This window comes from Virgibacillus sp. Bac332 (genome assembly GCF_003667785.1).
GTDB lineage: Bacteria > Bacillota > Bacilli > Bacillales > Amphibacillaceae > Virgibacillus > Virgibacillus salarius.
The window spans coordinates 2338450-2364487 of record NZ_CP033046.1 but is presented as its reverse complement, the minus strand read 5'-3'; the positions used below and the strand labels follow the sequence as shown (position 1 = coordinate 2364487).

Annotated in this window: 36 protein-coding genes; 4 read left to right on the top strand and 32 right to left on the bottom strand. The window is 36.6% G+C overall.

Annotated elements, in window-relative coordinates; genetic code table 11:
- Window positions 1–805: 805 nt before the first annotated feature.
- Window positions 806–2323, top strand: coding sequence for a DHA2 family efflux MFS transporter permease subunit (locus D9782_RS11195; protein WP_051388366.1), 1518 nt, complete (start codon window positions 806–808; stop codon window positions 2321–2323).
- A gap of 468 nt (window positions 2324–2791) precedes the next feature.
- Here the strand turns inward: D9782_RS11195 and D9782_RS11190 are convergent, their stop codons facing one another.
- From D9782_RS11190 to D9782_RS11070, 27 genes are all read right to left on the bottom strand, one after another.
- Window positions 2792–3253: an NUDIX hydrolase gene (locus tag D9782_RS11190; RefSeq protein ID WP_026682061.1), complete on the bottom strand. Its 462-nt coding sequence runs from the start codon at window positions 3251–3253 to the stop codon at window positions 2792–2794.
- Between the two features lie 23 nt (window positions 3254–3276).
- Entirely contained in the window at window positions 3277–3654 is a 378-nt protein-coding gene (locus D9782_RS11185; RefSeq protein WP_121604785.1) for a GNAT family N-acetyltransferase, read from the bottom strand.
- Window positions 3655–3713: 59 nt separating this feature from the next.
- Entirely contained in the window at window positions 3714–4121 is a 408-nt protein-coding gene (locus D9782_RS11180) for an NUDIX hydrolase (RefSeq protein ID WP_121604784.1), read from the bottom strand.
- Between the two features lie 172 nt (window positions 4122–4293).
- Entirely contained in the window at window positions 4294–4551 is a 258-nt protein-coding gene (locus tag D9782_RS23970) for a GNAT family N-acetyltransferase (RefSeq protein WP_308036063.1), read from the bottom strand.
- Window positions 4514–4834, bottom strand: coding sequence for a GNAT family N-acetyltransferase (locus D9782_RS23965; RefSeq protein ID WP_308036062.1), 321 nt, complete (start codon window positions 4832–4834; stop codon window positions 4514–4516). Before D9782_RS23965 ends, D9782_RS23970 begins: the two co-directional genes overlap by 38 nt.
- A gap of 152 nt (window positions 4835–4986) precedes the next feature.
- The gene (locus tag D9782_RS11170; protein ID WP_026682058.1) at window positions 4987–5604 is read right to left on the bottom strand and encodes a zinc dependent phospholipase C family protein; all 618 of its coding nucleotides are present in this window, start codon (window positions 5602–5604) and stop codon (window positions 4987–4989) included.
- A 91-nt stretch (window positions 5605–5695) separates the two neighbouring features.
- Window positions 5696–6112, bottom strand: coding sequence for a VOC family protein (locus tag D9782_RS11165; RefSeq protein ID WP_121604783.1), 417 nt, complete (start codon window positions 6110–6112; stop codon window positions 5696–5698).
- The gene (locus D9782_RS11160; protein WP_121604782.1) at window positions 6112–6816 is read right to left on the bottom strand and encodes an aspartate/glutamate racemase family protein; all 705 of its coding nucleotides are present in this window, start codon (window positions 6814–6816) and stop codon (window positions 6112–6114) included. The genes D9782_RS11165 and D9782_RS11160 overlap by 1 nt, the downstream gene beginning before the upstream one ends.
- Before the next feature lie 33 nt (window positions 6817–6849).
- A complete protein-coding gene (locus tag D9782_RS11155) occupies window positions 6850–7308 on the bottom strand; it encodes a GNAT family N-acetyltransferase (RefSeq protein ID WP_121604781.1) in 459 nt (152 codons plus the stop codon).
- 44 nt (window positions 7309–7352) lie between these two features.
- On the bottom strand, window positions 7353–7757 hold the full coding sequence (locus tag D9782_RS11150) for a VOC family protein (protein ID WP_026682054.1): 405 nt from the start codon (window positions 7755–7757) through the stop codon (window positions 7353–7355).
- A gap of 26 nt (window positions 7758–7783) precedes the next feature.
- The gene (locus D9782_RS11145) at window positions 7784–8281 is read right to left on the bottom strand and encodes a GNAT family N-acetyltransferase (RefSeq protein WP_121604780.1); all 498 of its coding nucleotides are present in this window, start codon (window positions 8279–8281) and stop codon (window positions 7784–7786) included.
- Window positions 8282–8324: 43 nt separating this feature from the next.
- On the bottom strand, window positions 8325–8972 hold the full coding sequence (locus D9782_RS11140) for a VC0807 family protein (RefSeq protein ID WP_034679329.1): 648 nt from the start codon (window positions 8970–8972) through the stop codon (window positions 8325–8327).
- A 228-nt stretch (window positions 8973–9200) separates the two neighbouring features.
- Window positions 9201–9692 (bottom strand): GNAT family N-acetyltransferase, encoded by a 492-nt coding sequence (locus D9782_RS11135; RefSeq protein ID WP_121604779.1) that lies wholly within the window; start codon window positions 9690–9692, stop codon window positions 9201–9203.
- Between the two features lie 243 nt (window positions 9693–9935).
- Entirely contained in the window at window positions 9936–10304 is a 369-nt protein-coding gene (locus D9782_RS11130; RefSeq protein ID WP_026682051.1) for a DnaJ family domain-containing protein, read from the bottom strand.
- 152 nt (window positions 10305–10456) lie between these two features.
- On the bottom strand, window positions 10457–11128 hold the full coding sequence (locus D9782_RS11125; protein ID WP_026682050.1) for an SIMPL domain-containing protein: 672 nt from the start codon (window positions 11126–11128) through the stop codon (window positions 10457–10459).
- Between the two features lie 91 nt (window positions 11129–11219).
- Window positions 11220–11474 carry a hypothetical protein gene (locus D9782_RS22890; protein WP_162986383.1) on the bottom strand — a complete coding sequence of 85 codons (255 nt, stop codon included), beginning with the start codon at window positions 11472–11474 and terminating at the stop codon, window positions 11220–11222.
- Window positions 11475–11484: 10 nt separating this feature from the next.
- The gene (locus D9782_RS11120; RefSeq protein WP_026682049.1) at window positions 11485–11937 is read right to left on the bottom strand and encodes an NERD domain-containing protein; all 453 of its coding nucleotides are present in this window, start codon (window positions 11935–11937) and stop codon (window positions 11485–11487) included.
- A gap of 96 nt (window positions 11938–12033) precedes the next feature.
- Window positions 12034–12591, bottom strand: coding sequence for an SLOG family protein (locus tag D9782_RS11115; RefSeq protein WP_026682048.1), 558 nt, complete (start codon window positions 12589–12591; stop codon window positions 12034–12036).
- Between the two features lie 266 nt (window positions 12592–12857).
- The gene (locus D9782_RS11110) at window positions 12858–13244 is read right to left on the bottom strand and encodes a spore coat protein (RefSeq protein ID WP_121604778.1); all 387 of its coding nucleotides are present in this window, start codon (window positions 13242–13244) and stop codon (window positions 12858–12860) included.
- A gap of 201 nt (window positions 13245–13445) precedes the next feature.
- The gene (locus D9782_RS11105; protein ID WP_026682046.1) at window positions 13446–13796 is read right to left on the bottom strand and encodes a DUF4260 domain-containing protein; all 351 of its coding nucleotides are present in this window, start codon (window positions 13794–13796) and stop codon (window positions 13446–13448) included.
- Between the two features lie 67 nt (window positions 13797–13863).
- Window positions 13864–14415 carry a DUF4269 domain-containing protein gene (locus tag D9782_RS11100; RefSeq protein WP_034679333.1) on the bottom strand — a complete coding sequence of 184 codons (552 nt, stop codon included), beginning with the start codon at window positions 14413–14415 and terminating at the stop codon, window positions 13864–13866.
- Window positions 14416–14423: 8 nt separating this feature from the next.
- Entirely contained in the window at window positions 14424–14813 is a 390-nt protein-coding gene (gene mscL / locus D9782_RS11095) for a large conductance mechanosensitive channel protein MscL (protein WP_026682044.1), read from the bottom strand.
- Between the two features lie 283 nt (window positions 14814–15096).
- A complete protein-coding gene (locus D9782_RS11090; protein ID WP_121604744.1) occupies window positions 15097–15294 on the bottom strand; it encodes a hypothetical protein in 198 nt (65 codons plus the stop codon).
- A gap of 317 nt (window positions 15295–15611) precedes the next feature.
- Window positions 15612–15764: a small acid-soluble spore protein P gene (locus D9782_RS11085; protein ID WP_026682946.1), complete on the bottom strand. Its 153-nt coding sequence runs from the start codon at window positions 15762–15764 to the stop codon at window positions 15612–15614.
- A 126-nt stretch (window positions 15765–15890) separates the two neighbouring features.
- Window positions 15891–16823, bottom strand: coding sequence for a manganese-dependent inorganic pyrophosphatase (locus tag D9782_RS11080; protein WP_026682945.1), 933 nt, complete (start codon window positions 16821–16823; stop codon window positions 15891–15893).
- A 69-nt stretch (window positions 16824–16892) separates the two neighbouring features.
- On the bottom strand, window positions 16893–17465 hold the full coding sequence (locus D9782_RS11075; RefSeq protein WP_121604777.1) for a hypothetical protein: 573 nt from the start codon (window positions 17463–17465) through the stop codon (window positions 16893–16895).
- A gap of 42 nt (window positions 17466–17507) precedes the next feature.
- On the bottom strand, window positions 17508–18086 hold the full coding sequence (locus tag D9782_RS11070; RefSeq protein WP_121604776.1) for a hypothetical protein: 579 nt from the start codon (window positions 18084–18086) through the stop codon (window positions 17508–17510).
- A gap of 120 nt (window positions 18087–18206) precedes the next feature.
- On the opposite strand from D9782_RS11070, the gene D9782_RS11065 reads away from it, so the two are divergent.
- Both D9782_RS11065 and D9782_RS11060 read left to right on the top strand, forming a co-directional pair.
- Window positions 18207–18659: a DinB family protein gene (locus D9782_RS11065; RefSeq protein WP_240455727.1), complete on the top strand. Its 453-nt coding sequence runs from the start codon at window positions 18207–18209 to the stop codon at window positions 18657–18659.
- A complete protein-coding gene (locus D9782_RS11060; protein WP_121604774.1) occupies window positions 18660–19784 on the top strand; it encodes an NAD(P)/FAD-dependent oxidoreductase in 1125 nt (374 codons plus the stop codon).
- Between the two features lie 701 nt (window positions 19785–20485).
- On the opposite strand, the gene D9782_RS11055 is transcribed toward D9782_RS11060, so the two are convergent.
- Window positions 20486–20902 carry a universal stress protein gene (locus D9782_RS11055; RefSeq protein ID WP_121604773.1) on the bottom strand — a complete coding sequence of 139 codons (417 nt, stop codon included), beginning with the start codon at window positions 20900–20902 and terminating at the stop codon, window positions 20486–20488.
- 81 nt (window positions 20903–20983) lie between these two features.
- Complete coding sequence (locus D9782_RS11050; RefSeq protein WP_121604772.1) at window positions 20984–22444, bottom strand: SulP family inorganic anion transporter; 1461 nt, start codon at window positions 22442–22444, stop codon at window positions 20984–20986.
- A gap of 279 nt (window positions 22445–22723) precedes the next feature.
- Between D9782_RS11050 and D9782_RS22885 the strand changes: the two genes are divergently transcribed.
- Window positions 22724–22873: a hypothetical protein gene (locus D9782_RS22885; protein WP_161629298.1), complete on the top strand. Its 150-nt coding sequence runs from the start codon at window positions 22724–22726 to the stop codon at window positions 22871–22873.
- Between the two features lie 126 nt (window positions 22874–22999).
- Here D9782_RS22885 and D9782_RS11045 read toward each other — a convergent pair whose 3' ends face one another.
- The 3 genes from D9782_RS11045 to eutH all read right to left on the bottom strand — a co-directional run bounded on the left by D9782_RS11045 (window position 23000) and on the right by eutH (window position 25860).
- On the bottom strand, window positions 23000–23665 hold the full coding sequence (locus D9782_RS11045; RefSeq protein WP_121604771.1) for a hypothetical protein: 666 nt from the start codon (window positions 23663–23665) through the stop codon (window positions 23000–23002).
- A gap of 395 nt (window positions 23666–24060) precedes the next feature.
- A complete protein-coding gene (locus tag D9782_RS11040; protein ID WP_034679802.1) occupies window positions 24061–24705 on the bottom strand; it encodes a YczE/YyaS/YitT family protein in 645 nt (214 codons plus the stop codon).
- A 54-nt stretch (window positions 24706–24759) separates the two neighbouring features.
- Window positions 24760–25860, bottom strand: a complete 1101-nt coding sequence (gene eutH, locus D9782_RS11035) for an ethanolamine utilization protein EutH (protein WP_121604770.1) — start codon at window positions 25858–25860, stop codon at window positions 24760–24762.
- Between the last annotated feature and the right edge of the window lie 178 nt (window positions 25861–26038).

Sequence of the window (26038 nt, the reverse complement as noted above, 5' to 3'; positions counted from 1 at the left end):
TAGTTTTGAGTTAATTGCACTATTCATTGTTATCAAAAATAAGCGGAAACATCAAGAAATCTGTTTCTAAACCTCAAAATGTCAATACCCTAATAACAAATTGCACCTTTTTTAGCAATTTTTCAGGAGACCTTTACCAGCTAATGTCCTTAGGTGGTTTTTAGGAGTGCACCATGTTTACATTGTTTAAGAATCATAAATTAAGATTTTACTTGCTAGGAGGTAGGGTCTCCAGGTTAGGCGACGTATTAACATGGATAGCCTTTTTATTTCTTGCTCATGGTATGACCCATACAACCTGCATGGAAATTGTTCGGATTATGATGAAATACAGTTGTCCCACGCCCATCCTTTTATAACCACCTTCACTTACTTTTAATCGTGACTTGACTTTTTTGTTTTTCTTTTATTCATGTATTTTCTTATTACCGGATAAATAATTGGTCCATATTTAATTAATTTTCGAATTAGCTTTTTCATTATATTCCTCCATTTTTTGTTCTACATCTTATATTTCCTTTTTTATTGAATTATTAAACAAAGTTAGTTTTTTTCATTTATTTATTTTAGAACGTCGAAATCCACATAGACGAAACATCATTTTATAATCGAAGTACAATTATTAAAACACCATTAAACACTGACATGATACTATTTTAAAATAGTTGAAAATAAACATATTGATTTTATTGTACTGTAGGTATAAAATGAGTAAGTATTAAATCAACCACCATTTATTATCATTGAAGAAAGAAGGAATGAAGAATTGGAAACACATTCTCCTGAACAAAAACCACCCTATGGGATGATTGCCATATTATTTGTTGGTGCATTCGTTGCCATATTAAATGAAACATTGTTAAATATAGCCTTACCTTCCATTATGACAGAGTTTGATGTGAGTCCGTCGGCAGTACAATGGCTGTCTACCGGATATATGCTAGTAAATGGCATTCTCATACCAGCTAGTGCGTTCTTTATTCAACGCTTTACCAACAAAAATCTGTTTATCACTGCAATGTTTCTATTTACAGCTGGTACATTCTTAGCAAGTTTAGCACCGTCTTTCGGAGTACTACTTGTAGCAAGAATGATTCAAGCCTCTGGTTCAGCTGTTATGATGCCACTATTAATGAATGTGATGTTAACAGCGTTTCCTGTTGAAAAACGCGGAACAGCCATGGGTACCTTTGGACTTGTTATGATTGTCGCGCCTGCCATTGGCCCAACATTATCTGGCTGGGTAATTGAACATTACAGCTGGAGAACTTTATTTTATATTGTTTTACCGATCGCAGTATTTACACTCGTATATGCCATTTTTAAATTGAAAAATATTACGCCACAACGTGATATTAAACTTGACGTCCTATCTATTATTCTATCAAGTTTAGGTTTTGGAGGACTATTGTACGGATTCAGTACAGCTGGAGAAAATGGCTGGGATGATCCTCTTGTGTATGGAACGATTATTGTGGGGGTAATTTCTGTTACCGGTTTGATCATGCGTCAGCTTCGTATGGATGATCCAATGCTCGAATTCCGGATTTTTAAATACCCAATGTTTGCATTATCCTCTGCTATTTCCATCGTGCTTGCAATAGCGATGTTCTCAGCTATGATTTTAATGCCTATTTATGTACAAACGATAAGAGGTATTTCCCCATTCGAATCTGGACTGCTCATGCTCCCAGGTGCTTTGGTGATGGGGGTAATGTCGCCAATAACAGGGCGTTTATTTGATAAATATGGACCAAAGCTATTGGCTATTTTTGGTTTATTCATTACGATTAGCACAACGTATTTCTTTAGTAAATTGAATATGGAAACAGCTTATGGAACAATTATGCTCCTTTACACCCTTCGCATGTTCGGAATGTCCATGGTGATGATGCCAGTAATGACAAATGGATTAAACCAGTTACCAATGAAGGATAACCCACATGGAACTGCTATGAACAATACGTTACAGCAAGTATCTGGAGCAATCGGTTCTGCATTACTTATTACCGTTATGAACAACCGAACAGAAACAAAGGCAGCAGAATTAGGAAAAGAAGCAATGGCAAACATCGATCCAAGTACTATGGCTTCAGAACAAGCGATGGCTGAAATGCAGGCGCAAATTGCAAATAATGCCATGTTAAACGGAATTAACTTTACATTCCTCATTTCTACAATCATCGCTGCAGGAGCGTTAATTTTAGCGCTCTTTATGAAACGGGTCGATACCAGTCAAAATCAAAAAGAACAACAAGAAATGATGATGAAACGGACAGCAAATCATGATAATCATCCAGATACTGCCACAAACGAATCCTAAAAACTGTTGTGAATACCAATCTTAGCTTGTAGAGAAACGCTTTGTTTCTTTACAAGCTTTCTTTATGTTCTACTAGGAAGTAAACCACATGCTCTCCACAGGAAAAGTCCGACTTTTCGAGGTCACTTCATCCCGTCACTTTAGGGCATTACCAGTATTACTTCCATATCAAAAAAGGCTCTCCTTCACCGAACGAACCTGAAATAGATAAAGGAATCGTTGATATTCTGATAGACCTTTGTTATTAAAGCCTGTACGCAAGTTACAATGACGAAGCACGTACGGTTCTGATGAATTATTACTAGCAGTACTAAAGTGACACTTCAATCAGTGGAAGTTTTGTTTATCCTCCAATGATGTTTAGTACCACAGGGGTATGACCTAAAGCCTCTGAACCAATCGGTCATTTACTAGCAGTAGATCCCACACTTACCAATATTGGTTTTACTTTTTGCTTAAAGTGGGGTCTTATTGCCAGTTATATGTACTGATAAATTCATCCAAAATTGCTTGATGACTCTTTACAAGAATAGTAGGTAAATTACTTGCGTTAAAAAATTGCAAAGATATCGATTCCTTTTCATCCATCTGCAAGTTGCCGTAAAAGCTCTTTGTATAATAAGCGACGGTGACGACATAAAATTCATCACCATTTTCTGCTCTAATAAAATGTTCCTTTCCAGAATAGACATTTAATAAAGCTAGACTATCTATTTGTAAACCTGTTTCTTCAAAAACTTCTCTACAGGCAACTTCTTCCGTGGATTCACCTAATTCCATTAATCCACCCGGAATCCCCCATGAACCATTAGGGAATTTGCGTTGTTGTAGCAATATTCTATTTTCTTCATCTAAAATGATAGCAACAGCTCCAACAAATATTAGCGGTCGATGCCCTACTAATTCTCTTAACGTTTCAATGTATCCCACTATCCGTCTCTCCTTTTGGCCATTTATCCTTCTTCCCAAGTTTTTCTAAATCCATAGAACGGGCGGTAGTGATGTTTTTCATAGTACGTATAGGAACTACTGCTTGCTAATAGATCAACCCTTGTTTTCGGATACATCTGGCGTACATAATCCAGTAACTGTCTTCCTAAACCTATACCGCGATAGTCTTTAGCGATAAGCAGTTCACAAATATATAATGTAACATTTTCATCCGTCAAACCTCTTACATAGCCTATAATCCTTTCTTCATCTTCTAAAACATAACGGACATTGGAATGATCCCAGGCTGCTCTCGTTGTTCCTTCATTCTGCACTAGGTTATTCCAATCCTCTTCTTGATTTAAGAGCTGAATAGAAGAAAAATCATTTTTTCGATACATACCGTATTGCTATCGTTTTTTGTTCAGTTAGCTGAATCTTCATTTCATTCTCCCTTGAATCATACATGTAGTTCATTACACTTTTCTATTAATAATTCCGCCATTTCCTTCGGTTTTACATCTATATTCATTAACTGAGGAATATCAATCCATACTGGATGATAAGTGCCTCTACCAGTTGTTTTATTACAAAATTCTTCTCCCATTCCGGTGCCAAACCTTCCAGAAACAATGCGAGCCAGAAAGAAATACTGATCACCATGGTATGAAAGAATGCCCAGACAGCTGGTAATCGAAACTACAACACCTAGTTCTTCTAAAGCTTCTCTTTTCGCAGCCTCTTCTGGAGTTTCATTCACTTCAATTCCTCCACCAGGAAAAACATAATACTCCAGTTTGTCTACCCTTCTCCTTATCAGGACTACTTGATTATTTTCAAGCAATACAACTGAACCGCGATTTCTCACAACCTCTCATCGCCTTTCTTGAGAAATTAACATGATGCATATATCAACGTATTAATCATCATAACAAAGGAGCATGTCAATCAGCTAACCTCCATATTATTAGGACTTTGATTATTAGCTACTTTCTTCGGCCTTCAACAAAAAGCAATCTATAACCATATGTATTCCGCGATTATTCGTTATTCTTATTAAATTCAAGCAGCCAACAATCGCGATACGCTCCTTCATGAAATTCGAAATTCAATAGCTTTCTTATTTTTTTAAAACCAGCTTTTTCATAGCACCTCAATGCTCTAATATTCGTAACTTTCGGATCCATTATAACCTTATTTGCTCCTTTTTCTTTTAATAAATGTTGCACCATTGTTGTTACTAGGAGTGTACCTATCCCTTTATTCCAACAATCTACCTCGCCTATGAACTGATCCATACCAAACATTACCTTTTGACATATACTCCGTCAGTGCACTCGTCTGTTCATTAATTGGGTAAATCTGAATATACCCAATCGGCGAATCTTTGTAGATTACAATGGAACGATCTATTTCTGGATTGTGATCATAAAAATCTGCATTTACCATGTCCAAGCTATAAGGTTTATCTCGCCCTTCGTAGAATTCTAATATTTTTGGATCTGTCAGCCATTTTTTTATTAAAACTTTGTCTTTAGCTTTTAAGGAACGAACACCTAACTTTCCTTTGCTCCAATTCACACGATCACCCGCTTATTAAGGTTCCAAAAAACATGCTCTGAATCAACACCAGTAAAAATGCTCCATTTAAAATCGCCTCACATAGCGTTAGTTTTTAATTTTCACAACCTTCCTCCTCCCATTCATTTTACGAAGTGCCCTCACCACTTTCCTCAGCAGGGATATGACATAAATAGCTCTTGTATCTTCATTTTTCCCTTTTCAACAGAAGTTTCAATATACCCAATGATTTGCTCAAATGTAAATACTTTCAATATTATGTCCGATCGCTTGTGGGCAGATTGAAAATCTTCCTTTACCATTCTCAGTAATGCACGAAGTTCATTTTTACTTACCTCTACAATCGAACCCGTTTCTAAGCCATATTCTAATTCATCTATAATTTGAGTCGAAACATTATAATGTTGAATTAGCATCCCATTAAGCAGACGAAAATCCTGATGATACCTTTCAAATAACTGTTTGTTTACTTCCATTCTATTTTTCAACCATGCGAAATAAAATCCATGTAACCATAGATCATCTGCTATAAGATGAGAATAATATCCCTTAATATAATCAGAAGTATCCTCTTTATATGTTTGATAAAAATCGTTCCATGCTATGACTCTCGAAAAATCTTCAATATTACCTTGATAATAATGTGATTGATCCTTAGGATGTTTTGCATCTGCAGCAATCCCTCCTAATAAAAAGGCATGCTTGTTTCGTAACGATAGTTGCTTAGCGATTTCATTTGCAATAATTAAGTGCATCATTCGTGAACCCACATCATCACTCCTAATTCTACAGTTAGGCACTACAGATGTTTTACAATCTAATTCAGAACAGGGTATAACTGGTGAATCTTAATAATTGTTTTTATTTCTGATGGTGTAATGCCCTAAATGTTGGGCTTAACTCACTCCATACATCAAATTTGTTTCCATTTGGATCATAAAACACAAAATTTCTTCCAGCATGTCCCCGATCTTCTATTTTGCCCACGTTAATATCTCTGCCTTTAAAATCTTGATGCAAGTTCGCTAACGCTTCTACACCATTCACTTCAAAGGTAACGGAAAAACATTCGTTCCCATAACTATCTGTAAAGTTAGCTGATTCACCTAATGGTGATTTAACAAGAAAAAAACTTTGATCAGCAAATTGTAGAATTGCTTTATCATTATCTTTATAATTCACTTTAGCTCCTAAGTGTTCTGCATACCACGTTGCTGATTCTTCCACGTCTTTAACAGGCAGATAGGTGGTCCCTACACGAGATAATTTCCCCTTCACTATGCTTCTTCCCCCTTAGTTAATGCTTTATTAACTGCTGCTATTGCATGTATTTTTGCTGTATCAAACAACGGAACTTGCGCATCATCTTGACCGATGAGCAAGCCAATTTCTGTACATCCTAATATAATCCCTTCAGCTCCTTGGTCAATCATCCCTTGTATAACTTCTTTATAATAGGTTCTAGAAGCATCTTTAATTTCTCCTAAACACAATTCATTAAAAATAATGGCATTGACCCGCTCTCTTTCATCCGGCTTCGGGATAATAACTTGAATTCCTTGTTCACGTAAACGAGATATATAGAAATTTTGTTCCATCGTATAATTTGTTCCTAATAATCCTACTTTATTGCAATTACGTTGTTTGATTTGCTCTGCTGTTGAGTTAGCAATATGTAAGATTGGTATATGAGTAGTTGCTTCAATGGCTGGTACTACCTTATGCATCGTATTCGTACAAATAATTAGGAAGTCGGCTCCTGCTTTTTCTAAAGCATGTGCACTTTTACTTAGTATCTCTCCCGCCTTCTCCCAATCACCAGTAGCTTGGCAACTCTCAATTTCTTGGAAGTCCACACTATACAACAAGCATTTTGCAGAATGTAATTCACCCAAGCGCTTATTTACTTCTTCATTAATGATGCGATAATACAATGCTGTAGATTCCCAACTCATGCCACCAATTAATCCAATAGTTTTCATAACTGCCTCCTTAATCATATAAACTAGTTCAATCTAATTATTTAATCGCAATGAAAGTCGAAGCATATCTCTACAAACAATTCCATTTTCAATAATTTCAGTAGGATAATGTTTTGTGAAGAAATCTTGCTCGATACCTGTAATACGAAAACCACATTTCTGATACAGGGCAAGCTGCCCTATACTGGAATTACCTGTTCCTACTTCGATACCATGAAAACCGTTTAGTTGCGCTGTTTCAATGGCATGTAAGACCAATTTTTTACCAAGTCCTTTCCCTTGAAATCGTTCATCAATAGCAATATTCATCAGTTCTGCCGTATCCATACGCTTCGCCATCAGGACATACACTCCAATTACCTCTCCTGCTTCTTCGGCAATAAAACATTTCCCCTTGATAAGATAAGCTTCAATTAATTCTTCGGACGGATCTGCTAGTAATAGCAAATGTCTCGGTGCCTGTTTCTTATCTCTTAGCTCTGTTATTTTCATTCGTTTTCTCCATTCTCATTATTCTATTTTTGAAGGGACTATTCCTAAATACCATTTGTATTCATCAATACAACTCTCCATCCATCCGGATCTTCAATAGTGATACCTTTCTCTTTCCAATAACCATTCTCTGGATCTACTTCGTAGCACCCCATATCCTGTAGCCGTTTAACTATAGAAATAATTTCCTTTTGGACGGGAATATAAAAGACTAGTAAATTATCTTTGGTGGGTGCAGGACAAGGACTACCATCCACATGTTTTGTGAATTCAAGTTGGTACGTAATCTCTGGAAGACCTAATATGACACCTGTATACCCACGATGACCAGTAAATTCGGTAATTCGCTTTAATCCTATACCTTTTTCATAAAACTCGATAACTTCATCAAATTTATCCGTTGGTCTAGCTATTCTTATTTGTGCTGCAAAAAAATCATGAAATTCCATTTATTTATGCACTCCTTGTTTTGTTGTTATAATTGATGCCATCCATATACATATTCTGTAAGTTTCTTTTCAGCGATCATAATCTCTTTTGCATCTATTCGCTTGGCGCCCATTGTTTCATAAAAATAGCGTGCATTATTATCAGCTAACACTAATACAAGCATAGACCGGAAGCCATCTCTCCTCAATTGTTGTGTGACAGAACGAAATAAACGTCTACCGATACCTATTCCTTGATAGTTCTTTAATAAATAAATCGCATACAGCTCCCCTTGATAACCAGGGTAGTCATTCGTTCGTTCTTGACCACCAACTGCAAAACCTACAATATTTCCAGTATGATCTTCCGCTATAAACACGGTCTGATTTCTAAGATTATCGTTCCAAAGATTAGTTCGCCTCTCATAAGTCTGCTTTTGTATATAAGCATCCGGAATAATTCCTTTATAAGTGGATTTCCAGCTTTCCACATGTACGTAGGCTATTTTAGCTGCATCCGCCATAATTGCCTTTCTTATTTTCATCGTATCACCTTTTTATGTATTACTTGGAATTAGCTTTCATACGTTAAAACACTTCACGTTCCCTATTTTTCGATAATCTACTTGTCTCATTTGCTTGAAGCATCTTTGAAATATAAATAAAGCCAATAACGCATATGGCTGTAATTCCCCAGCTAAGAACATTCCGTATAATCAGACCTTTATCAAAGGCATCTACACCATAAACCGAAATAAGCTTAATTTTTATAAAAGCCAAGATAATTTCTCTTGCTGCAAAACCCAGTGTAATCAGATTGAACACGAGAAAATATTTCCGCTCATTAAAAATCGCCTTCATTTTTTGCCTACTGTATCCCTGCAATTCCACAAAATCTAATGTAAACAATAGAAAGAGTGGCCTTTTTATTAATATAGTAAATAGGAAAAAAACTGCCATCGCAAAGGCATAGTAGACATTATTCCAAAGCATCTGCAATGCCGATCCTGCCAGCACATTTACTAAAGTACTTGCTATAAGTGTCAGAATCATAAAGGCACCAAATATATTAACCTGTTTAACTCTAAAAAAGCGAATAAACGAATAAATAATTCCTGGAATCGTCGATATTAGCATCGCTGTGTAATCTCCAATTGTATCTCTCATAAAATTCCAAATAAATAATGGAAATACTAGATAGCAAATGACATCCCAGATCACAATATTTTTTTGCATAAGGTACGCTCCCATTTTTTCCAATTAGCTAAACTTAAATACTTCCAGAAAACATAGTGCTCTCAGCCACAGGATTGCATGGTATAGCTTCCCATTATATCCAATAAACTTATTAACAAGCATATATGTACCATAGTCCAACTACTATTTTTCGCATATATCTACCTATCAAACTTTCCTTATTGCCTGTTAAATACTGTATCTATTCCTAATTTACTAGATTGTTAGCTAATTACCCAGCTTCAACATCATTCGGATGGTTTGTAGCTCGTGTCCGTCAAAATTCTCCGTGAATTCCTCGATAACCTCGAACCCTTTGGATTGATAAAATCGCTTTCCAATGTCATTATCCTTTTCGACATTAATATATATTTCTCTTGCCCCTCGTAAGTAGTCAATTCCATGAGTTAATAGAGCAGTTCCGAGTCCAATGCCTTGGTATGCTGGCAACAAATATATAGCTCCAAGTTCTACTTTCCCTGAATCAGATACAGGCGAAAAATTTGCAAACCCTACGATCATTTTATCAAAATCAACAACAAAAAGATTTGAAAAATCCATTCGACGCCTCATCATCTCATCACTGTAGGCAGAATTTAAAAAGTTATCCTGAATAGGTAACGGAATAATACCATCATACGTGGCATGCCAGCTTTCTTTAGCAACAGCTTGGACAGAAGCAATATCTCGTACTTCTAGTTGGCGGATTACATAATTCATCATTACGCTCCTTTCTATTATATAAAAAGCATTAATGAAAATGCTTGCTATTTTTTCTGTCAATGCGTCTATATTGTCCTGTTTATACTTCTATTCTCATCTGTTTTTCAAGTCAGCCATTTTTAAAATTAGTGAGATAAGCATATCATCTAATATAATTAAATTCATTATATTATGAATTCGATAATACTACAAAAAAAGATGCAGGATTATATACTATCCTCCATCTTTTATCAGTATTGCTTATTCTATAACTTTGTTTCGTTGCAAGGATGGTGGGCAAGCAAAATTGTATGCTTTAATTTTTTTGTTTACCGTTTTAATTTTTCTTTTTCTTTCTTCACCTTCTAAAGCGCTAATTTCTTCCTTTAGCGTGTCAATCTCATTTGCTAATTCAACCCACTTCGGAAGTACATGATTATCCTTCATGGTTTTGTATAACTGTTTTTCACTTGGATTCATGTAATCCTTTCCCAGCTTTAAAGGTTTTCCTTTGCCCGGTAAATGATCAAACTGACCATCCTTTTCCGCCTTCCTAATCATTTCACCAATAGGATCAGCATACTTCGGCTTCTCTTTTAGTTCATTTTTTTCATCATGATCTTGATCCATACGTTCACCACCAATCGCTTTTTTACGATGATGTTCCAATAAATAGCTTATGCATTTGTATTCGACAAATTCACCAAAGTACCTGCCTTATCTGAAATATTCATAAAGTTGTCACAGTATATGTACCTAGATAGACTGGAAAAAGCGTAGTCTTAATATTGATAAATAAGTTCAACTGCAGCTTCTATCTCTATTTGACCTGGTTCTATCGGTGTAGCGAAGCTCTCCGCTGTTGTAGCAAACGTTTTATAAGCAACTGGTGGTGATTCTGTCTGTTCAATAATTTTAACAGGGATTTGATCTAGATTAAGCTGCAACGAGTCGGCAATGGTTCGTGCTTTTCTTCCACCGTCCTCAAGGGCAAAACGAAGCGCCTCCTCATAAAATGCCTGAGGATGATCTGTAGTAAATACAATATTGGATACCCGATTAACTCCCTGCTGCACAGCGGTATCAATTACAATTCCAATCTGATTTAAATCCTTTATGATGACTCGTATCGCATTGCTAACCTGATAGCCTCGGTCAATTTGTTTTCCATCTTCATAATCATACTTCGGGGAAATTGTATACGAAGCAGTTTGAATATCTTCTTGTGAAATTCCTAGGTTTAATAAAGATTGAATCACTTGATTCATCGTTTGCGCATTTTCCTGTTGTGCTTGGCTCAGCGATTGATTTTCCGTCACAACAGCCAATTGAATTGAAACGACATTTGGTTCAACCGAGACCTTTCCATTTCCATACACCGTTAGTCTTCGCCTTGACTCTGTAGCTTCAGGAGTGGGCTGCTGTCTGACATAAGGGTTGTAAGAGTATTGCATCTGCACTCTCCTTTCTCCATTTATATCATTCTATGCTTTGTATAAGTAAATGATTAACTATTTTCATGCTTGGCTTTTATATTTGTGAACTTCAGCGAACCTGCAACAGATTCGAATATTCTAATCTATACCTCCTTCCACTTGTTGCTCCAATTGAGTCAAGATTTGCTTTTTGTAATATTCGTTTTGTAACATGGGAAGTCGGTAGTTGGAGAAATTCTCTCGCTTGTCGATTGTTAATATATGGATTAATTAATAAAGCATAATCGGCAAGTGCTTGTTTATGGGCCTCATTTGACTGCGAATGACAATTAGAGCAATACCACTTGCCATAATAGAAAGTCATTTTATTCCGTTCACAGCTTGGGCATAGGACACCTTTCATTCATCAGCATGTACTCCATACATCTGCATAGCATCGATCTCTTCGGGAGTATAAACTGGAAGGATAGATACAGCAAATCGGTCTCTGTAAAGCACTTTTTAGAATAGCGTGCTTGAAGTTTATCGATTCTCTCTATTAATCTCTCCTTATGGATAACTATTTTTGTAATTGCTGATTTATTGGTTAAATTCTTTAAAATTGTATTAGCGTTGCTATAAACAACAAGCTTCTCTAAAGGAATTGATGGGAGGTTAAATTGCCGGAGCCAGCGAAGTAGACAAAGATGCTGCAGGTTGATCTGATCGATTGGATTTCTAAGAACCTGTTCCATGTCATCGGTAACTCGAATTACTTGTCCGCTATCATTAAAAATGACAGGCTCCTTTATGTTCTTAACTTCTTTCATTACTAAAAAACGATTCAAGAGGAGTGAACTACTCCCACCACTTACCACCCTTACGGGTTGCTTGAAGTGTATTTGTAACTTCGACGACTTAGTTGTGAACTTCAGCGACTTTGCTTAATTCTGCCAATAATCAGGATCAGACATCCGCATTTCTTCAACTACATCATCTAAGTCAGCAGGTGTTATGGTAAAAATTGAATTTTCATCTATTGCTTGCTTTGCTGCTTCATAAAAGAAACGAGTGCTTCCTGGATATTCCTCATCCATTAAAATAAGACAGGCATCACTTTTGTCAGCTAACCACATATTTTTCGCTTTAAATTGAAACGAACCTTTATAATCTCCTTGGTAAATAGGCTTGTAAAAATCAGCTGTAGCCACTAATGCTTGATATTTTTCCTGAAGTGACTCTGGCCAGCGTGTTTCTTGATTTTCAAAAGGCGGAAAGATACCTAGTTTTATATCATAATCCTCTTGTAAATCTAACACGATTTCTGCTGTCCATATTTCCACTCCCATTTGCCCTGATAGGAGTATCCATTCTAGTCCCTCTTCTATGAGTGGGACAATTCGCTTTACAATAGCAGCCTTTATATATGTGATTCGCGGATCATCTTCTTTAAATATGTTTATTTCCATTGGTTTATATCCTGTGACTGCTAAAATTTTCATCTATATGCCTCCTTGCTATTAGAACAAAAACGCAAGCATCCGATTAGAAACGTAGCAACTAGAGCCAATCAACGGAGATAAAGGAATCACGGGGTGCTTGCGAGTCGATGATGACTTAGATTAGGTCAATTCGTGAAGTCGACTCGTTTCTGGGCGCTGGAGCTAGACGCAGCTCCAGCGCCCATATTTATCCACATGGGCTAATTTTATATTTTCCTAGACTATAATAAAAAGCTGACACTTATTATGCCAGCCTTTTATCTAAGTTAACACCATTTATGTGGTTTTTGCCACTGTTTTGGCTTGTGGCAACCATGCCCCATGCCCATACCTGGTGCCATTGCACCTGCTACTTGATTTCCATTTCCATATCCATTGCCGTACCCTGGATCCATCGCTCCTGCTACTTGGTCTCCTGGAGCAGGAACATTAAATGAACCACCATAAACATCTACACTGCCTTGTGTATTTTGTACAGATGTTGAATGTGGAAATACATGTTTATTAATGGTTGTATGATGATTCTTTACGGTTGTATGGGACGGATGAATGTGTTCTACTACATTTTCACTACATTGTTTTACACAGTTATACTTCGTTGGATGAACAACTTGTTTCGGCGGGCAACCACACCCGTGATGATGATGCCTCATGAGAACTCCCCTTTCCTGTAATAGGTTCACTAATAACCTATGGCAAGTAACCAGAGTTTGTATAAGACAATCACCTATAATCACACAAAATTATTCGTTCCTCTGTCTAATTATAAACTAACGACCTCTATACATATGTCAGTAAATACCATTCGAAAAAGCCCTTTAGCAAAAAGAACAAGTTCCTGCAATGATGGCGTGTCAAACTCGCTGCAAATGAGTGTCTTTAAATGCTGTTGGATATTTAAGACCGTAACCGATCATTCGATCCATTCCAATATGTGCGATCCAAATAAGAGCTATCATGATAAGGAATGAATACAAAAAGAGAAAACCAATAACGACTAAGAGCACTGGTAATATATAAGAATGAAAAATATTATACAGCGTAGCACCCGATTTCGTATTTTTCATATATCCAACCATCGAAATATCAGGTACCAATAAAAAAATGGCAAAAACAAACCAACTGAAATCGTACATTGCATAGAAAAAGATACTAATCATTAAAACAGCAGCCCCTTCAAGATGCATCCATGCTTTTGGATTCATAGTCTTCTCCTTCCAGTATATTTTACTTGTAAATACGAGAAAACGAGAGAAAGGTTCCCTTGCTTCATTAAATTATCCGTATCCTTTTTCCATAATGAATTAATTGCTCAAATGGATTTCCGTCTAAACCTAGTAACTCACAAAATGCTTCCTCCGTATTAAAACCGTTCTCTTTCAATACTTTAACTAATGGCTTTAAGCTAGGGAAGGACTGTAACAAATAATCCTCGATAATCAGGTGTAGATATGCATATTGCTGATGAACAGGCTGCGCTTGACCGAACAATTCAAATTCAAAATCTTGATATAAAAAATTCGCCTTCACAACAGCGTGGTTTCTAATTTTCTTCCTTTTTATAGAAAATGCGTCAAACCCACCGTATAATGATCTTATTTTTTCCGCAAATGCAGATAAGTCTTGCGCTTCTACGATTATATCTAAATCCGATGCTTCAGTATGTATCCCTAATGGAAAAGTGCCACAAAGAAATGGCGTATACTGTTGTAAATCCTCCATTATATTTATATTTTCTATGGCTTTGAAGGCGCATTTCTGCGTCCAATCTCCAAATTTCAAACGGTCTAAGGAATGTTTACTTCTGCTTATAGGCTTATGCATTAACTTCACTACTTCCCCTTATTCTGTTCCTTCAATAAATCCCTTATTTCCTTCAATAATTCTTCTTGCGGATCTACTTTAGGTGCTTCTTCAACCACCTTTTCTTCTTTTTTACGCTTAAATTTCATAAGTAATCGAATAATAAAGAAAATAGATAGTGAAACGATGAAGAAATCGATTATCGATTGTATAAATGTTCCATATAGTATCTCTGCATCTCCTACAGTATACTTCCAGTTGGTCAAATCCACCCCATTCATTAGAACCCCTATTAATGGCGTAATAATATTATCTACAAGTGAGGAAACGATCGCACTAAAAGCGGCTCCAATAACAACAGCAACTGCCAAATCGATAACATTTCCTTTAAAAGCAAATTCTTTAAAGTCTTTCCACATATGCAACAACTCCTTTCAGGATATATCCTAAATAATAGCAAATACTTCTAAGAATGTGAATGAACAAAAAATACGAACTTGAGACAATATGACCTTTATCATTATCGAATTTCCCCTATATGGTGCAAACTCGGAATAGCTGGAAGTATTACTTAAAATCTCGAGTGGAGAAAGTCTTGTTATCATGACATTGTTTGTAAGAAAAACTGAGCAAAATTCGCTCAGTCCTTATCACTAAATGCTCAGATTTACGCTTCCTCTAGTAGCTATTATGGAATAATAGCTACTGCTTGACCACCACTCCGGCTGCCCACTTCCCTTTCCGTGGGGTTTGTCCTTCAGCTAACTTTTTTAGCAAAACCCGCTCAAAAAAGTGGATCTTCAGGTCAAACATTTCCCACAGGAGTTGAAGTGGCCGCCCTTCGCTATTATCAGGCTCTACAACGCTAGCATGAAGTAACACAGCTACTTTTATACTCACGGATAGCGATTTTCACTTTACCCATTGTAAAAAAAGTCAACCTATTACTTATGACAAGAATTGTTGCACCTTCTCATAGCGGAGACTAATTACGTAGACTCCTGCGGGAATTGTGCGAGCCGAAAATCCACTTTGCAACGTGTTCTTCTTTGCAAAGTTAGTTGAGGCCGTGCCCGCGGAAAGCGAAGTAATTAGTCGGAGCATTGCCAATATACATCAAACATTTCAAAATAACTACTTGGCTTAACGCAGTCATTGCACTGATTTTATACTTTCTTAACTTACAAAAAGGTACCCAGTAAAAGGATACCTTCAAGCTAAAGTCCGTGATGGGGATTATGCTTTTGTCTAGAATGATTGGCGTTTTTAACTTTCTTTGAACCATCTAACGGTTCGCCATAGGGTTGTTTTGGACTTTGCGGCAAATTTGGATGTTCCTGTTGCTTTGGTCCTTTTGGTTTACCCGCCATGTCAGCTTCCTCCTTTCAACTTCCATTTAGTTTTTGAGGGAGCATATCCATTTATACATGGGCATGGTAATTCAAAAAGGACCCGGAAAAGCGCATACTGCTTTTCTGGGTCCTCTGTCATATAGATTATTTCGTAAAAGCGTCTGTAAGTGCTGTGACAATTTGTTTCTTACGTGATACAACACCTTTTAGAAGCGCACGACTATTATCGTCAAGTTTGACATCAAATGCTGCTTCTACTTTTTCTTTTCCACTTCCAAGTGCTAATACCTCGGAATCATTATTTAATATATCTGTTACTACAAACAAGAAAAGATCAAGGTCTTTCTCATTCACTATTTTTGCAATTTCCTGATCGATTTCATGCTGCAATTCGTATATTTTTGCAGTATCCACTGCATTTACCTGTGCGATTTCTACCTTTGCATCAGCCATGGAGAATTCTTTTGCATCCATGGTAAGCAACTCGTAAACAGATTTATCACTTAAATCAGCACCAGCCTGTAACATTTCCATTCCATACGTTTCTAGATTTACTCCAGCAATTTTTGCTAATTCATATGCAGCATCCACGTCTTCTTTTGTACAAGTTGGAGATTTTAATAGCAACGAGTCTGATACGATTGCAGATAGTAATAGACCAGCAATTTCTTTGGAAACAGGGATATTGTTTTCCTTGTACATTTTGTTCAGAATCGTAGCTGTACAACCTACCGGCTCAGCACGAAAATATAAGGGCTCACTTGTTTCAAAATTAGAAATACGATGATGATCAATTACTTCGGCAATACGGACATCTTTTATATTTTCTACACTTTGTTGAAATTCATTATGATCAACAAGAATAACCGATTTCACATCATCTTCCACTTTTTCAATTAGTTTCGGAGCTTCCACATTAAAGTAGTCCAACGCAAATTGTGTTTCTTTACTAACAGACCCTAATCTTGCTGGTTCTGCACGTATACCAAGTTTATTTTTCAAGTCAGCATAGGCTAAAGCTGAACAAATTGTATCTGTGTCTGGATTCTTATGTCCAAAAATTAACGTCTTATCCATGAATCATTCTCCTTCTATTAAGCTTCTACCATTATTAGCTTACCAAAATTAATTAAAATTGAATAGCGTTTATTCTTCCGTTTCCGTTACCCCCCATAATTTTTTTGATCTACTGTAATTATTCCAAACAATATCTAAATCATGAAAATATCGATGTAATTGACGAACCGTATTCATATTTTTTTCTTGTTCTAATTGATTCGTCAGTTTTTTGATCGCATCTAAATCTCTTATTAACGACTCATTAGCAATTTCGCCTAATTGGTTATTTATGGTTTCTCGAATCGTTTGGGCCTGTGTTACCTGTTCATCCCAATCAATATCATTAATAGCACCATATCCAGTCGTATCATTATAAAAATCATGTGCCTGAGCGATAAAATCCCCTATATCCGCTTTATTTTGTGATACTGATTCATTTTCTTGTTCAGCAATCTTTTTGGTTTGCTCTTTCTTTTCATTATTTTTCGCATCAACTATTTCTGTAGAACCACTAGCTCTTTCATCTTGAAATACGGCTTTTAAATCAATGTCAAATAGCGCAAAGAAAAATACCGTAGATCCAATAAATGATACGAATAGTACGATGAAAAATGTCCAGCCAAACCAACCCCATGTACGTTTTGAATTCGTTTTTTTCACTATAAAAACTCCTTCAAGAAAATTTTTCTCCTGTTTTTACTGTTATTGTGCGTTATACCATTCTAAAACCCTTTTCCTAATTTCAGCATTACGAACCTCTTTTGCAACTGTTTCTGTTACCTCAATTACTTTTACATATGGATTTATAGGACTATCTTTATCCTGGAGTTTAACAACGCAATACCCCTTGATGGGAGCTGGCCTCATTTCTAAAATTGCCTCATTATTAAATATGTGATAAATCTTCTCTTCATCTGCTGGCCGTAAGTTCCATTCCTCCTGCATATCAGTTTGTTCTCGTTCAGTAGTTTGACTATAGCCAGACTCATCGTCGGTCATTCGCTTCCCCTTTTCTCTAGTTTGTTTTCGATCATTATAGATATGATTATTAATAGAGACGAGCAAGCGAATCACTTCAGATACGCCAATTAGTAGTACCCCACCTAAAAACCACCGACCAGCAATCGTAAAAAAGGACTGCCACATAAACCTGTTTTCCTGCTCTCCCATTTCATATAGAGAACTTTCATTAAACGTGACATAATAAGCGAACATTGGTCCAATAAGCATTAATCCAATACCTAAAATTAAAATAGCAATTCCTAGAATATTTCGTTGCAACTTGTATCCCCCCCTGTTTATTAATTCTTTATTCGTATGGTAAACCCTTCAAATATTTTACTTTTTCCATGATTATTTTTATCATAATAAATAGAGGAATCAAGAATGGAGGAATCGGAAATGACAAATCAATTTTCATTAACACGTGGGAGTTTATTAACTTTTGTGAAACAGCTAGATAAGGAAATAATGGATATCCAACCGAAGGGATTTAATAATACGATACGTTGGCATATCGGGCATATCCTTGTAACTGCTGAGAGCCTATTATTTGGATATCCTAAACAGTCAACGAATATTCCTGTATCATATCAAGGGTTATTTGCTACGGGAACAAAACCATCTGAATGGTCAGAGAATGTTCCAAAATTAGCTACGCTTATCGTTGATTTAGAGAATCAAGCTCCACGAATTGAAGCACTTACAGATGAGTTCTTTGCTACAGACTTACCGTACACATTACCGTTTGGTAATTTCAAAACATATGGTGACGTTTTTGCAATGATTCTTTCTCATGAAGCAGAGCACTTGGGACAAATAAAAGCAATGAAGAAGATAGTTGAAAATAGATAGATGAGTAATCGAATAATTATTATCGGTGGGGGAATTGTAGGTGCTTCAACCGCATATTACCTCGCAAGAAATAAATACCATGTTACGATCATCGATCGCTTTGATGATGGTCAAGCAACTGATGCTGCAGCTGGTATCGTATGCCCATGGCTCTCCCAACGACGAAATAAAGCTTGGTATCAACTCGTAAAAGCAGGAGCACGAAGCTATCCTAACCTTATTCATTCCTTATATCAAGATGGCGAAGAGGATGTAGGATACGAACAGGTTGGAGCTATTCATTTGCATGATGATGATAAAAAGTTAATTGCTATGAAAGAACGCGCCGAAAAACGGAAGCTTGCTGCTCCAGAAATAGGAGAAATAAAGCTATTAGATCAGCAAGCCACAACAGAATTGTTCCCATTATTAAACGGTAACTATAAATCGGTCTACGTAAGTGGTGCCGCTCGAGTTGATGGAAGAAAACTACGAGATGCACTTTTGCGTGCAGCGGAAAAACACGGAGCAATATTGATAAAGGGAAACGCAGCGTTAACGTACAAAGACAATACAATTAATGGTGTACATGTAAACAGCCAAACAATCCCTGCAGATACCGTTATTGCTGCTACTGGAGCTTGGATGACGGAACTCTTAAGTCCGTTGGGTATTCATTTTCAAGTGGACGAGCAACGTGCACAAATTCTCCATGTTCAGCTACCGACAGGAGATGCATCTAATTGGCCCGTCGTAAAACCACCTAATAGCCAATATATGTTGACTTTCCCTGATAATCGAATTGTATTAGGTGCAACCCATGAAGATAATGTAGGGTTTGATCACCGAGTAACAGCAGGTGGAATGCATGAAATCCTTACGAAGGCAATGGAAGTCGCTCCTGGATTAGAAGCAACTACTATTCTTGAAGCTCGCGTTGGTTTCCGACCAGTCACACCAGGATTTCTACCAGTTATTGGACCACTCCCTGGCTTTCATGGATTATTACTTGCGAATGGACTTGGATCAACTGGCTTAACGATGGGACCATTCATCGGTTTACAGCTATCCAAGCTTGTAATGAAAGAAGAAGTTGATATCCATCTATGTGATTATCCTGTAGAAAAAGCGATCACTAAAAACTAAACGTAAGTACCTCTATTCGAACATCCTAGCACTACTCACACATAGTCTGGGACATAACAAAACACTTAACGTTAAAGATAAACACAACCTAACAAACAAAGAAAGAAATTTTTTCAAAGCATGCTCCTATGCTAAATATTAGTGGAAAAAGCTTTTACAGTGCTAGGGGAAAAACGTACTAAATGGAGTTTATTATAATCTATAGAAAAGCTGAGCTGGCTCAAATAGCTCGGCTTTTTCTTGATTCTAAAGTACACTTCTCCAGGTTTACTCTTTTCCAGAACCCCTAAGTAATAATGGATTGCTGCAGGGGCAGATTTTCTGTAGCTTGACTGGAGAATAGCAAAATTACTTCGTTGGGCATCCTTAAATCCTCCTACATTCAGATGAAGATTTAAAATTAAAAATTCGGTAGTTTGTTAGCTATTTTTTTTATTTCTTTACTCACTCATCTTTATCCCCTGTCTCAACTGGTAGAGGAAACACAAAAAGACCAATTAGATATCATAATTCTGTATTTTATTTCCTTTTATTACAATGAAAGGGTTATAGAGATAATAAAGTTGTTTAATTTTTATCTTAAATAGTTAGAGCCTTACTACAATTTGTGTGTAGTAAGGCTCTTTAATGAGAAAAATTACTTGACAGCTTAAGAAGATTGTAGAACTATTACAATCTGACAATACATCATGTTCTTCCTACTATTTTACAATCATTACAGGACAATTCACTCGTTTTGCCACCTTGTGACTCACGCTACCTAAGATAAACGTTTGTAAATTATTTAATCCACGGCTTCCGATGACAACACAATCAAATGCATTGTCATTGGCATAAGATACAATCGTTGGACCAGGTTCTCCATGTAAAATCGCTATGTCATATTCTATTTCTGCGGCTATTAATAAATTTTCAACAACCTTCAACTTTTCTTTACGTTTTTTCTCAATTTCTAATTTGTCTGTTGCATGTAATACATCTGCTTTTGCTGTTTGACCATCTATCACATAAACAACTTCTACTAAACTAGAAAATTTTTCTGCAAGTTCAATCGCTTGTTTTGCGGATCGAACAGAATGCTCAGAACCATCAGCAGCTAATAATATTTTTTGGAACAAACGGCTCACCTCTTAGAAATTCATTAAAATACAACCTTGTGCTTTCGATTAAAAACATGGATGCCTTTGGTAAAACAAATATTAATGTCCAGAAGCTTTGGAAAGGCCACTGATCTGCTGTTTAAGCCTCCGACTATCTTCATTTAAACCTGTATAGTGAACGGGAACTTGTTTTTGCTCAAACTTCATTTCGATCTTATCCAATGCTCCTATAGCAGAGTCATCCCATAGATGGGCTTCTGATAAATCAATTTCCACTTCACTCACACGTTCTGTGAAATCAAATTTATTCGGTAACTCACTGACTGATGCAAAGAACAGTTGACCCTCCATTCGGTAAATGCGCTTTTGCCCTTGATGAACAAGCTCACTAGTAACCTTTATCCTAGAAATTTTTGCAGCAAAGAAAATGGCACTTAATAACACACCAGCTAATACACCTTTTGACAAGTCATGCGTATACACCACAACACCTACTGTTGTTAGCATCACAGCTGCATCCGTTCTTGGCAGTTTATTTAAATTTTTAATCGATGACCAATCAAATGTACCAATCGACACCATAATCATAACACCTACAAGAGCTGCCATCGGTATTTGTACAACTAATCCACCTAATACAATAATGAGAAACATAAGGAATATACCTGCTACTAGTGTAGATAATCTTCCTCTGCCTCCTGATTTTACATTAATCACCGATTGGCCAATCATGGCACAACCAGCCATACCTCCAAAAAAGCCAGCTACTATATTTGCAATCCCCTGTCCACGACTTTCTCTATTTTTATTACTCTCCGTGTCTGTCATATCATCTACAATATTAGATGTTAATAGCGATTCTAATAACCCTACGATTGCAAGTGCTAAGGAATAAGGAAATATAATCGTTAACGTCTCCCATGTAAATGGAATAGACGGAATTAAAAACATGGGCAGCTGTTGTGTTAAAGCTCCCATATCACCTACGGTTCCTACGTGAATATCTCCTAAAATGACAATTGCTGTTACGACAATAATTGCTACAAGCGCTGAGGGTACTGCGGTTGTAATACGTGGGAGAATATATATAATTGCTAAGGTCAACCCAACTAAACCGTACATGATCCAACCTTCCCCTTTAAAATGAGGAAGCTGAGCAGTAAAAATTAAAATAGCTAACGCGTTAACAAATCCAACCATCACCGAACGTGGTACAAATTTCATCACTCTTGCTAGCTTAAAGATACCAAAGATTATTTGAATAATACCTGTAAGAATTGTTGCTGCTAATAAATATTGCAACCCGTGGTCCGCAACTAGATTAACCATAAGTAACGCCATTGCTCCAGTTGCCGCAGAAATCATTCCCGGACGACCTCCGACAAAAGCAATTACAACTGCGATGCAAAACGATGCATACAAGCCAATCATCGGATCCACACCAGCAATTATTGAGAAGGCAATCGCCTCAGGGATTAGCGCTAGAGCAACTACAATTCCAGCTAGAATATCACCCTTGACGTTACCAAACCATTCATGTTTCCATTGTGCAGTTTTCAAATGTTCAACCTCTTTCTATTGTTTAGATTATTTAAGCCCTCCAGAGACTTAGCCGTAGATAACCTATGCATCATACCATAAATAAAAAAAGAGGAAAAACCTAAAGAAAGCGTGTACATCACAAGAAAACTTCTATTTACTATTATTTTCTACCATTTTCATAACAAGTTATTAGAATGAGAGCTTTTTACTCAAAAATATTTTCCATTTACCTATGGATTATATTTACATACATTACCCTGTTTGGTACGCTTAGTTTAGATATAAGGAGGAAGTACAATGAAGGGAAGAATGATTGTCTTTTTATTAATTATTATAACGTTAATTGCACTTGTCTTGTGCTGGTATTGGTTACAGGATGTTATTGTGGATTACGATTTAGAACGAGCCATGCAACTAAAATGGACTAGTGAGACCCTTTCTCTTTAGTCCACTTTTTTGTGACCTTATATTGACTTCTATTTACGCTTACAAAGATAATGCGTATTTTTCTAGCTGATAGCCGCTCTATAATCTTAGTAATCTCTGCTTCTTTTGAAGTCAGTCTGCTCCATTTCATAGATGCTGCTCCACCGTATGTATTGCTATTGCCGACAAAGCCGGATACAAACTTTCAGTAAACCTAGAGGACGCTGCGTGCTTACTAAAATAGGAAAGAACTGCTAAGGAAACTTGATTGGTTAATATATTTGGTATTAAGCATGTTTTACCTATACTAAGATAGTGACCTTGTCTATATGGAAGTAGAAATCCTATAACCATATCCCCTTGATTTATCCTAGTTTTTCGCTGACGCAATATAACTGAATTCACCTTTCCTTCGACTATATCGATAAATGTATAATTTTCACCAATAGAATAGTCACTTCCCACCACGTAAATTCCTGGTTTAAGATGGTTCCATTGATATAATAGCTTCTGAATGGCTATAGACTTATCTATCCATTTTTCCCTATTATACTGAAGAAATTGCTGATAAATAGTCTTGCTAGTATGTTTTTCATGAAAACAAAAAATAGTCCAGCATAACCACGAATCATAAAGTCTATTCATCCATTCATCAGAAACGTTCAGCTCCACCCTCATATTCTCCATGATGTTTGTAAGGACAGAGTGGAACTCTTCGATAGCATAGATCATTATCTCGTCGATCATACTGTGAATCTCTCCCATTATCGGATCATCCATCAGTATGTTTGGAGCAATATCACGTTTATCCATTTTATCTCCCCCATGCTAAGTTTCTTACATTCTAGCATGGTAAAATCAGACGTCTAGTTTTTAAAAGCGTATTTTATAACAGTGGACTTAGATGAGTATCGATTTTTTCTGTCAACAAAATCACAAATTGTACTCAAAATCATTAACAATATAAAACTTTGTTATATGCCTATACCAATGATGTCTTGGAAGACAACCTCTCATTACAATAATCTTACCATCCCTAAAAACGAACATTTTCTAGTCACTCCTATGCGTTAAATCCGGCTTGTTCTGATTTCATGGAGAGTCTTGTAGTTCTCTAAAATTGGCAAAAGACGCCCGATATTTAGCTTCACTTACGGTGATCTAATAACGAGCGTCATTCACAACTATGATTTCGAGCAGCTTGTCAGTTAAGCACGTGTCTTAGGGAGATGCTTGTTCTGATTATTATGTTCTAAACGAGTAATCTCCTCTCTTAGCCTTCCGTAGATATATTGGAATATTGGACTTTGAATAAATGTAAAGATAAAGGTAAATAAAAACACTGGGCCTCCTAATATCAGGCCAATTATGAGAACAAGGCACTCAGTTATGATTCGCACCTTGCCTACAGATGCGTCAAGCTTATCAGATATGGAAAGCATAAATCCATCACGAGGTCCAGAACCAACACCTGCCGCATTGTATACTCCTCCACCGATTCCCATAATAACGATACCAACTATAATAATAAGATAATCGATCCATGTATACGTTGCAACGGGTAAAAAGTCAAGATAGAGATAGATGTCTACAAATACACCTACCAGTACCCCATTTAGAAAAGTTCCTAGTTTTATATAGCTTTTATCCAAAAACCAGGATATGATAATTAAGAGCGCAGAGATGATAATCGTCCATGACCCAATCGAAAGACCTACTTTTTCATATAATGCAACATTTAAGACATCCCATGGATGAATTCCTAAATGCTGAACATTAATCGATATACTTATTCCTAAACTAAAAAGGGCTAACCCTACAAAAAACATACCCCAGCGGATGGCAACTATCATTTTATCCCTTCTCTCTTTCATCATATATATTTATCTCGCCAGGTGACGTAGGTTCTATTTATACGAATGGCGTCCAGACCCATTTGATTTTTTTAATACAATCATTGCTAAAATAATTGCACTAAAACCAGCGATAAGTTTCCCTACAATCATAGGAAATACAATTTCCTTATTAATTCCTGCTACAAATCCTAAGTGACCACCCAAAACAAACGCACCACTTACGGCAAAGGCAACATTGATGACTTTCCCTCTGGCATCCATATGTTTTAACAGCGTTAACATCGGAATACTATGGGCAAGTGATGCTACTAGACCTGCTGTAGACGTATCACTAATACCAAGCTTCGAACCCAACGTATATAATGGTTTCTTAAATACCTTGGATATAAAATGGACCATGGGGAAAGCCCCTGCTAAAAATATTGCAATCTGGCCAACAATTTGAATCCCCTCTTCTAACGGTGTTAGATAAGGAATGACGATAAAACCAGTTAATGTCTCAATAATAATCGCGGTAAGCCCAATAATAGCTATAATTTCAACACATTTACCGAATATAGAGAAACCAATAATCATTTGTCCCGGCTTCTTCCACAGCCCCATGGAAATGAGAGCAGAAAAAAGCAATGTCGGTATAAGATTAATAATAATTAGCTGGATGCTAAAACCAGCGAGTATTCCGCCTACTAAACAGCCGATTGGAATTGTAATCAAACCTAACAGGATACCCTTTGCAAAATATGTATGATCCTCTTTTCTAATAATCCCCAATGCTACGGGAATTGTAAATACAATGGTTGGGCCCATCATCGTCCCTAAAAATACCCAAGCAAATAATCCTGCCTCCTTATTTTGCGCCATTTCCTGTGCTAGCGCATACCCCCCCATATCAATGGCTAATATAGTATTTGCAAACACTGCTGGATCAGCTCCGATAAAGCCGTATATCGGAGCAATAATTGGTGTTAATATCCTAGCTAATACTGGAGCTAAGGAAATAATTCCGACCATGGCTAGCATAAGCGATCCCATGGTCATAAACCCTTCTGTAAAATGTTGACCAAATCCAAGCCTATTACCAAAACATTTATCAATGGCACCCAAACAAAGAAAACAGACAACAATAATTATAATGACATCATTAATTCCCATTATAGTTCTCCATTCTTTCTATATCTGTTCTAACAGGTGAACTTTCATATACTAATAGGAATAAACTACCGCAAACCCTTGTACCAAGTCAATGCTTTTTGTTCTATTTCCTTAACAATTGCGTCTTTATTTTGAATATACTTAGCTATATCAATGGAGATCGTTTTGCCAGCCTCTC